The sequence below is a fragment of the Bacteroides sp. 2201st1_D9_2201SCRN_220225 genome, assembly GCF_040928965.1.
GTDB classification, from domain to species: domain Bacteria; phylum Bacteroidota; class Bacteroidia; order Bacteroidales; family Bacteroidaceae; genus Bacteroides; species Bacteroides stercoris.
Window position 1 is genome coordinate 1 of the sequence record NZ_JBCODG010000116.1, and the last position, 7,493, is coordinate 7,493.

Here is a 7,493-nt window from a genome sequence, read left to right on the forward strand (position 1 = left end):
GTGAGCTCAAGGGAGGTCACATTCAAGATAGACAACAACAAGGCTAAGTTAAGCCAGACTGACGCAAAGTTCTATGTTATTACCGTCAGCCCTTCAGAGAAAGAGCTGCGCTGCATGGGCAGGACTCCGCAGGAGCGTGCGGAAGCCTTGCAGTGGTACATCCGGCAGGACGTGATGAGAAACTATGCGGAGGGCTTCGGAAAAGGCTTGAGAAGCGATGATGTGGAATATTACGCAAAGATCCATTTCAATCGGGACGGTGACAGTGACAGCGATATGCACGCACATATCATCGTCAGTCGGAAAGACCGGAGCAACACCAAAAAGTTAAGCCCTAAAACGAACCACACCGGAAAGAAGAACTGCGGCAACGTGAAGGGAGGTTTTGACCGGACGGATTTTTTCCGGAAGTGTGAAAGCTCTTTTGATCGGCGCATGGGGTTTGACCGGGAGCCGGAGGAAAGCTTCGACTATCTTAATGCCGTCAAGAACGGAAGCCCGGCGGAAATAGCCCGGCAGGTGGAACGTGCGGAACGCATCAGAAAGGAGAAATGGGACAATCTCAAAGCGGAGCTTCAATCCCGGCAGGAACCGGAGAAGTCGAAAATTCAGCAGGTGGAAAAAACGCCGGACATCGAGCAGCCTATTCCCAAAAAGAAGCAGCAGGAGGAAGATCTGGAACTCCTGAAGAAGCCAAAAAGGAGCAGAGGTTTCGGAATGGGCATGTGATTTTTCTATTTTCCGGCACCGTTTATCTCGCTTACCGCAACATACGTAAGAAATGGACCATGCCCATAGCCAACTGGGCGACCATCGCACAACAATTAGCGGAATCCAAAATTTGCTAATACTTTATTTATTTCTACCTTTATAGCCATTAATAAAACAATAAAATTTTATTCATGGAAAAGCAAACAGCAGTTAGAGAAACTTTATTAAAAGAATTTGCCAATTGCAGTGATAAACTTTTCACTTTAGGAATAATTCGTACAGATAGCTTTACTGGAGAAATAGGAGAATTTATTGCCTCCAAGTATTTTAAACTAAGTTTAGCTGGTAAATCCACAAAAGCATACGATGGAGTATGTCCTAAAGGCTATAAATATCAAATTAAATCTAAAGTTATATCTAACAATAATCTTACTCATCATATTTCTAATCTAAAATATCAAGATTTTGACTATCTCGTAGTTGTATATTTTGATATATATTACAATCCTATATCCATATTAAAAATCCCTTCTAATAAAATTAATACGGAAGAATACATTATTGGCGCTTCTTCTGTGCATTCATTTTCTCAGAATATAGCTCGATTAAAATTACTTCAAAAAGAACAAGTCGCTATCAGAAATTTTGCTCAAAGTTACTTGAATTTACAAAAAGAAGGGATTATTAGAAGCCGTAAAGTAGTAGGGGATATTGGAGAATATTATGCTTGTAAACGCTTGAACCTAAAATTATCTAGCAATAAGAATGAGAAGGGACTGGATGCAATAGGTCAAGGAGGATTAACTTTTGAAATCAAAACAAGGCGAGTATATGATAGTGAAAGACGGACTTCTGAAACAAGAAGAATAAACAATCTAATAGGCAAAAATGCAGATTATTTAATTGTGGTAACTTTAAATCATGCCTTTGAATGTTCTGGAATGTGGATAATGCCAATGAAAAATATAATTAATCCTAAATCAGCCAATCTTAAGATTGTTAATACAACAAAAGGAGTAAAGAATTTAGTACCAAGCCAAATTAGTTGGTTAAACACTGGCGAGAAGTTTGTATCATTTAATTGCATGGATAAACAAAATAACTCTCAAGTGGAAGTCACAAATTCTGATATTAAGGGAAACAGCAATAAAATGCGTATTATTCTAATTATAATCATTATCTTCGCTATAATATGTTTGGTTGTGTGATTATTAATCTCAATTCTAAATATTTGTTAATATGATTTTACCAACAATGACATTGACCGAATTGGCAAAGGAAATTCAGTCTGATTACAAGGAAGTCCATGCACGCTGGACTAAATTTAATCCCAAATTCAATAAAATGAGATTGAAGCAAACATATTATCCATGGATATGGAATACAGAGATTATTACAAAGAAAAATAATAAATGGTTCTTCAGCTTTTATGCACAATCTAAAGAGGATGCTAACGTTGTAATTCCTCATGCCTACATTACTTTTAGGTATGGAGGAACTACATGGGCAGCTTATCCGCTTAAAGGGACAAATGTGTTACTGATTTTTTCTTCCCATTTCTTTGAACGTTACATTGAACGTTTCTTGGAACTAAATAAGGATGAGAAGCAATACACATCCCTTGATATAATAAAATTATTTTATTTACGCAATAACCACATTGGATGTATAAAACCTGAATTAGAAGATTTAGCTAGAGGTTTCTGTGAAGATGGAATGATTTTAGGTGAATGGATTTCTGAATCTGCTGCATTAATCAAAACCTTCTTATCTCGCAATGAACTAAAAGTAAATCAATATACAGAGTATTACGATATGTTTCATAATTGGATTATCCAAGATATGTTCTTAGCTCACAAAGGATATTCTCTCTCATCTATGGAAGAATTTGATAATTTACCAGATTCCTACTTCTCGCCTAAAGAATGGGAAAAATTTCTTAAACTAAGAGGTAATGAAATGTGGATAAATATAGCCATTGAATGTAGCGAATTTAGAATTGAACATAAAGAAGAATATGAAAAATGTTCTAATATGCTTCAAGCGATTATGGACAATCGTTCTTTAGAATAAAAAGTAACATTATGATTACCCCAGAAGAATTAATACAAGACTTAATAGATTTTTATGGTTATGAAGTGGACTTGTCGTATGCGATTAACTACATAGACATGGTAGGTCAATATGCCTCAGTTAATGGTTTTCATCTTTGGTTGCAAGATTTGTTAATATGAATGATACAAGTCCTTCAACGTTTTCGAGGATAAAACCAGCAGGTTCCTTTTTCTTTAAAATTCTTTCAACATCAAAAAACAAAGTACCACGTGTTTCTGTAAAGCCCAATCTTTTTCCGCCGCCGGAAAAAGATTGGCATGGAAAACCTGCACAACAAATGTCAAAATCTGGAATTTCTTTTTCATTAACTTGTGTAATATCTCCGTTTATTAACTCGTTAGGATGATTTTGTTTTAAAACCTTTATGGCATGTTTCTTGATTTCAGAAGTAAATACACACTCTGTTTTATAACCAGCTTCGTGTGCGGCTAATTCTAAGCCACATCGAATGCCACCAATTCCAGCAAAGAGGTCTATAAATTTAATAGTTCCTTTCATTATAATTCGGTGTTTACTTTTATTTTCCCTATTGTTTTTTGTTCGTCACGTACCCGGCACAGTTCCCGGTGTGCCTTTTCCTTGTATTCTAGCAAAGCGGAGTTTTCGGAGCGCAGCCGGGCAATCTCCCGTTCTTGTTCTTCGCTTTTGGCTTCTGCCTTTGCTTTTTCTTCGGCAGCATGGGCGATCAGTTCCGGCGCAGGGAGTTGCTTGGCGGTCTGTTCCCGGACAGTTTGGAGAAGCAGGCGCACCGCTTCCGTTTCCTCGTTGTGTTGTTCCATGATCTTTGCGGATTGTTCCAGCCGCCCGGCAACCTTTTCTAATGGGGAGAGGTCAAATGCTTCACCCCGGAGGTCGAACCCGGTTCTTTGGAAATAATCAACGGACAACTCAACAAATTCTTTGCGGGTTATGCCCGTACCCTTTAAATATTCATCTAATTTTTGGGCGTACTCTTGGCTTATCGCTATGGTGGTAAGCGGTGTTTTCCTCTTTTGCTTGCTTTCTTGTCCTTTTTCCATTGTTGTAAAATGCTATATTCTGTTGCAAAGGTAGTTATAAGTTTTGTTATTGCAGCTTATCGCAAATGTTATTGCAATTTATTGCGGTTATAGCAAAATAAATCACTCTGTTATTAGCTGGAAGTCATGGTAAACGCCCCCTTTTCTTCCGCAGGCTTCCGGACATGGTTCAGTGAATATCACTGTTACGAATATTGCCCCGGCGAACTTCTCTATCTCTGTAACCATTGCCCGTAAATCCCTGCCATAGCCGTTAATTTCGGCTGGTACGATAACTTTATCACCTGTTTTCATACTTGTATTTTTTTATTCTATTCCAAAATCTTCCATTAAGCAAACCCGGATGATAGCCCCTATCTGTTTGGCTGGCTTGTCTATATATTGCTCAAACTTCTTTTGTATCTTTTGCGCCACCTGTACGGCTATTTCCGGGTGTAACTGTACGGCGTTCACTACACGCTTAACATATCCTTTGTCACTTTTGGAGAACCTCGAAATAGTGGTTGTTATGTAGATGATCGCCTGTTTGGCGCTTTCGTATTCCAATAGCTTTTGTTGTTCGGTTTGCCTTGTGTAAACGTAAAATTTGTATTCGGTCACTTCCTTGCCTTTGTAGCTCTTTGGTTCGAACTCGAAATATAAATCGCATTGTCCGGCATTGTACAACTCCCGGAGTTCCTTTTGCGGATCGTCAAGTACACGCCTTTTGAAATCGCATCCCCGTTTGTATTTCTTTTCCAACATGAACATTTCCCGGAGCTTTTCGACTGTGTAGAAGAAGAACCCGGCGTTTCGGTATTGGCAGCACAGTTCGTAAAACCTTTGCGAGAATGTGCTTTTGAGTGCGATTGCTACCGTCATGGAGTAACTCGTGAAGTTTTGGGCGAGTTCCACGTAATAGGGTAGTACCTCTTTGGAAACTTGCACCTCAAAATACGATTTATTTTTGATATGCTTGACGTAATTGACAAAACCGATACTTAGCCACATCTTTTCGTTGTTAATTTCTATATCGCGATTTCTAAGCCGTTTTAGCGCATCGTAGATGTTTTGCATCTTGGTATTGTCACCGCATTTTTTTAGTTCTTCCTCGTGTATGGTGATAATCAGATCATCGAATAAGTCCCGTCTGCCGTTCTCGTTCTCGATGTATTGCGCCCGGATATTTCGTATAATGGAGTATAGGGCACGTTTTTCGATAAGGTCGAACTTGTAGCGTGCGGTAGTCAGCGCATTGTCTTGCGACAGGACTATATCCCTCTGTTTCTTGTCTTTCTTCTCCATGACTTTAATGCTTTTCGCAAAGGAAATATTTATCTACGACAAAAACAAATATTTGACGTAGAATATTTGTCGTAGATAGCCGTTTTTTTCGGAAATTTGTCGTAGATGCTCGGAAATTTGTCGTAGATGCTCGGAAATTTGTCGTAGATGACCTTTGTAAGATATTATAGCACAATGTGTTATGCTATGCCATAAAAGTAACTAAAAAGAAACTAAAAATTACCGTAAAGCAATGGAGTGTTTCTTTTTTGGTTTATAGAGGTCGCTTCGCTCCACTTTTCAGCGTGTTTTTTGATACGACGAATTTCCGGAGAATGGGAGAGAGTGGAAACAGGTAAAGCCAAGTGCAACGGATTAGGAAGATTTTCTGGCGTGTTAAATTTTGTATAAATGTGACTTTAAATGTATAAAACGAGAAGTTTCCGGGAGCGAAAACGCATCCCGGATTTAATGTAATTTTTTGTTGTATAGTTAGTTACCATAACGCAACTTTACCCATGCTTCCGATTTCAAGTTTAGCACTTATCCCCATAGCCTTAAAAACTCTTGCAATGGTGGAAAAGGTTAAATTCTTACCGTTTTCAATTCGGGAGATTTGAGCTCGTTGCACTCCTATCAGATTACCTAATTCCTCTTGGGTTAAGTTCTTTGATTGGCGAGCCTGTTTAATGGCTTCACCTATCAAAAAAGAGTTAAGTTCTTCTTCGTAGGCATCACGTTTGGGAGTACCTTTTTCTCCGATGTATTTATCCTCGATTTCTTCGAGTGTATAAAATTTCTTTGCTTCCATACGCTTTATCTTTTTGAATTAAAATAATCTTTTCTAATCTCTTCGGCTTTGGCTATTTCTTTGGGAGGTGTCTTTTGGGTTTTCTTGATAAACCCATGTGTTGCGATTACCAGAGTGTTTATCTTATCGTCCTTATCCCAAAAAGCAAGAAGCCTGTACTTGGTTTTGTTATAGAACGTTCTGAATTCCCAAATATCCGTATCATCCAATTTCTTGAATAAATCTGGATCAAGTACAAAGGTGGATTTACGAATATTGCTAATGATCTTCTCACGTACCTTGTTGGGCAATCCGTCTAAAAACTCTTGGGCTTCGTTGGATAATTTGACCTTGAATCTTGATTTTGCTTCCATATAAAGTTTTTTAGTGTTGCAAAGATAATATTTTGTTTCATTATATGGAAACAAAATATATTTATTTTATGCAGCCTGTTGTGCCGTTTTAATGTGTTTTTTTGTTTGTGGAATAGGTTCTTTCTTAGTGCCTCGCTCCGACTTCTCCCCGTCCCCCTTGTACGAGCTTTCGCCGTACCGCAGGGGAGGGTGTTCTTTCGATTGCTCGGCAGTCGAAAGAACAGCAAGAGGAAACCGGGCTTTGCCCTGTTTTTCCTCTTGCCCTACGGGGTTACGGCTGAATATCAGCCGTTTAAGTTTTTTAACCGCAATTAGTTTGAAATTGTGGTTAAAATCATACCTTTGTAAATCAGAGATTTAATAATATAATTAGCAATTAAAACAGCAATTGTATGGATAAGGAAACCACTACTTCTGTCACCATTGACCGAAAAACGTTTGCCCGGCTTGACAGGCTGGCAAAGTCCAATAATGTATCAAAGAAAGACTTCCTTTCCTGTGCGCTGGAGTACTTCGAGAAGTACGGAATCAACCCGGTTGAGCATGAGAGTCCGGCAAAGGAAATGCAGAAACTTATCAAACGCTGTGATCAGGTGATAGCGTTCATCAGGAAGCAGGAGCAGGATTTCTTGCGTCCGGCTTGTGAAGCCATGGGCAGTACAAGCATGAGAGTGACCATGAGTATGGACTCGATACTTACGGAAAAAAAGTTCAGCCAATACCAAAAGGACAATGACCTATTCATGCGTGATCTTGCAAGCCTTGCCGGGATAAGGGAGCAGGCTTTGGACCGGACGGAAAAGGCAGTCGGTCAGTCGAGGGATATGCTTCTGAAGAACCAACAAGCCATTTATGCAAGGCTGGACGCTGTGACGCAAAGGCAGGAGAAGATCTTCTCCTATATCGCAAGCTACATCGATGCGAAAGGAAAAGCCGGGCTTTTCGATGATATAAAAGCCTTGTACAAGGACGAGAAGAACAAAAGGGAAAAGATATGAACGTGAAGATACAGGGAGGCGGTAACGGCACATACGCCAATACAGGCAGTTGTGTTGCGGTGACGAACTATCTCCAGCATGAGGATTTGGAGAGGATGAAGAAAGGGGAGGAGGTGCAGCCGTTCTTCAACCAGTTCCGGGACTACGTGAGCTCAAGGGAGGTCACATTCAAGATAGACAACAACAAGGCTAAGTTAAGCCAGACTGACGCAAAGTTCTATGT

General features: G+C 39.4%; 10 protein-coding genes and 2 pseudogenes. 6 read left to right on the forward strand and 6 right to left on the reverse strand.

Annotation, left to right across the window (positions count from 1 at the left end):
- The 3 genes from btgB (AB5903_RS21340) to AB5903_RS21350 all read left to right on the forward strand — a co-directional run.
- Positions 1–729: mobilization protein BtgB (btgB, locus tag AB5903_RS21340; protein WP_368118254.1), on the forward strand; the 729-nt coding region annotated here is incomplete at its 5' end.
- A 173-nt stretch (positions 730–902) separates the two neighbouring features.
- The gene (locus AB5903_RS21345; protein ID WP_008782585.1) at positions 903–1,919 is read left to right on the forward strand and encodes a hypothetical protein; all 1,017 of its coding nucleotides are present in this window, start codon (positions 903–905) and stop codon (positions 1,917–1,919) included.
- A 31-nt stretch (positions 1,920–1,950) separates the two neighbouring features.
- Positions 1,951–2,784: a hypothetical protein gene (locus tag AB5903_RS21350; protein ID WP_032951959.1), complete on the forward strand. Its 834-nt coding sequence runs from the start codon at positions 1,951–1,953 to the stop codon at positions 2,782–2,784.
- A 120-nt stretch (positions 2,785–2,904) separates the two neighbouring features.
- Here the strand turns inward: AB5903_RS21350 and dcm are convergent, their stop codons facing one another.
- The 4 genes from dcm to AB5903_RS21370 all read right to left on the reverse strand — a co-directional run bounded on the left by dcm (position 2,905) and on the right by AB5903_RS21370 (position 5,129).
- Positions 2,905–3,324 (reverse strand): DNA (cytosine-5-)-methyltransferase, encoded by a 420-nt coding sequence (gene dcm, locus AB5903_RS21355; RefSeq protein WP_008782583.1) that lies wholly within the window; start codon positions 3,322–3,324, stop codon positions 2,905–2,907.
- Positions 3,324–3,845: a BfmA/BtgA family mobilization protein gene (locus AB5903_RS21360; protein ID WP_008782582.1), complete on the reverse strand. Its 522-nt coding sequence runs from the start codon at positions 3,843–3,845 to the stop codon at positions 3,324–3,326. Before AB5903_RS21360 ends, dcm begins: the two co-directional genes overlap by 1 nt.
- Before the next feature lie 102 nt (positions 3,846–3,947).
- Positions 3,948–4,139 (reverse strand): hypothetical protein, encoded by a 192-nt coding sequence (locus AB5903_RS21365; protein ID WP_008782581.1) that lies wholly within the window; start codon positions 4,137–4,139, stop codon positions 3,948–3,950.
- Between the two features lie 12 nt (positions 4,140–4,151).
- Complete coding sequence (locus AB5903_RS21370) at positions 4,152–5,129, reverse strand: replication initiation protein (protein WP_008669318.1); 978 nt, start codon at positions 5,127–5,129, stop codon at positions 4,152–4,154.
- Between the two features lie 91 nt (positions 5,130–5,220).
- Between AB5903_RS21370 and AB5903_RS21375 the strand changes: the two are divergent.
- A pseudogene (locus AB5903_RS21375) lies at positions 5,221–5,280 on the forward strand (four-helix bundle copper-binding protein); the annotation flags it as partial.
- Between the two features lie 324 nt (positions 5,281–5,604).
- On the opposite strand, the gene AB5903_RS21380 reads toward AB5903_RS21375, so the two are convergent.
- Positions 5,605–5,919, reverse strand: coding sequence for a helix-turn-helix domain-containing protein (locus AB5903_RS21380; protein ID WP_007851388.1), 315 nt, complete (start codon positions 5,917–5,919; stop codon positions 5,605–5,607).
- 5 nt (positions 5,920–5,924) lie between these two features.
- Positions 5,925–6,272, reverse strand: coding sequence for a type II toxin-antitoxin system RelE/ParE family toxin (locus tag AB5903_RS21385; RefSeq protein ID WP_008669299.1), 348 nt, complete (start codon positions 6,270–6,272; stop codon positions 5,925–5,927).
- Between the two features lie 392 nt (positions 6,273–6,664).
- Between AB5903_RS21385 and btgA the strand changes: the two genes are divergently transcribed.
- Positions 6,665–7,270 (forward strand): mobilization protein BtgA, encoded by a 606-nt coding sequence (gene btgA / locus AB5903_RS21390; protein ID WP_008782580.1) that lies wholly within the window; start codon positions 6,665–6,667, stop codon positions 7,268–7,270.
- Positions 7,267–7,493 (forward strand): annotated as a pseudogene (btgB, locus tag AB5903_RS21395) (mobilization protein BtgB); the annotation flags it as partial. The gene btgA and the pseudogene btgB (AB5903_RS21395), both read left to right, overlap by 4 nt.

What these genes read in the sequence shown, in the direction of transcription:
- AB5903_RS21385 (WP_008669299.1), bottom strand. Translation starts at nt 6,272, where the DNA reads ATGGAAGCAAAATCAAGATTCAAGGTCAAATTATCCAACGAAGCCCAA.
- AB5903_RS21360 (WP_008782582.1), bottom strand. Translation starts at nt 3,845, where the DNA reads ATGGAAAAAGGACAAGAAAGCAAGCAAAAGAGGAAAACACCGCTTACC.
- AB5903_RS21380 (WP_007851388.1), bottom strand. Translation starts at nt 5,919, where the DNA reads ATGGAAGCAAAGAAATTTTATACACTCGAAGAAATCGAGGATAAATAC.
- btgA (WP_008782580.1), top strand. Translation starts at nt 6,665, where the DNA reads ATGGATAAGGAAACCACTACTTCTGTCACCATTGACCGAAAAACGTTT.
- AB5903_RS21345 (WP_008782585.1), top strand. Translation starts at nt 903, where the DNA reads ATGGAAAAGCAAACAGCAGTTAGAGAAACTTTATTAAAAGAATTTGCC.
- AB5903_RS21370 (WP_008669318.1), bottom strand. Translation starts at nt 5,129, where the DNA reads ATGGAGAAGAAAGACAAGAAACAGAGGGATATAGTCCTGTCGCAAGAC.
- AB5903_RS21350 (WP_032951959.1), top strand. Translation starts at nt 1,951, where the DNA reads ATGATTTTACCAACAATGACATTGACCGAATTGGCAAAGGAAATTCAG.
- AB5903_RS21365 (WP_008782581.1), bottom strand. Translation starts at nt 4,139, where the DNA reads ATGAAAACAGGTGATAAAGTTATCGTACCAGCCGAAATTAACGGCTAT.
- dcm (WP_008782583.1), bottom strand. Translation starts at nt 3,324, where the DNA reads ATGAAAGGAACTATTAAATTTATAGACCTCTTTGCTGGAATTGGTGGC.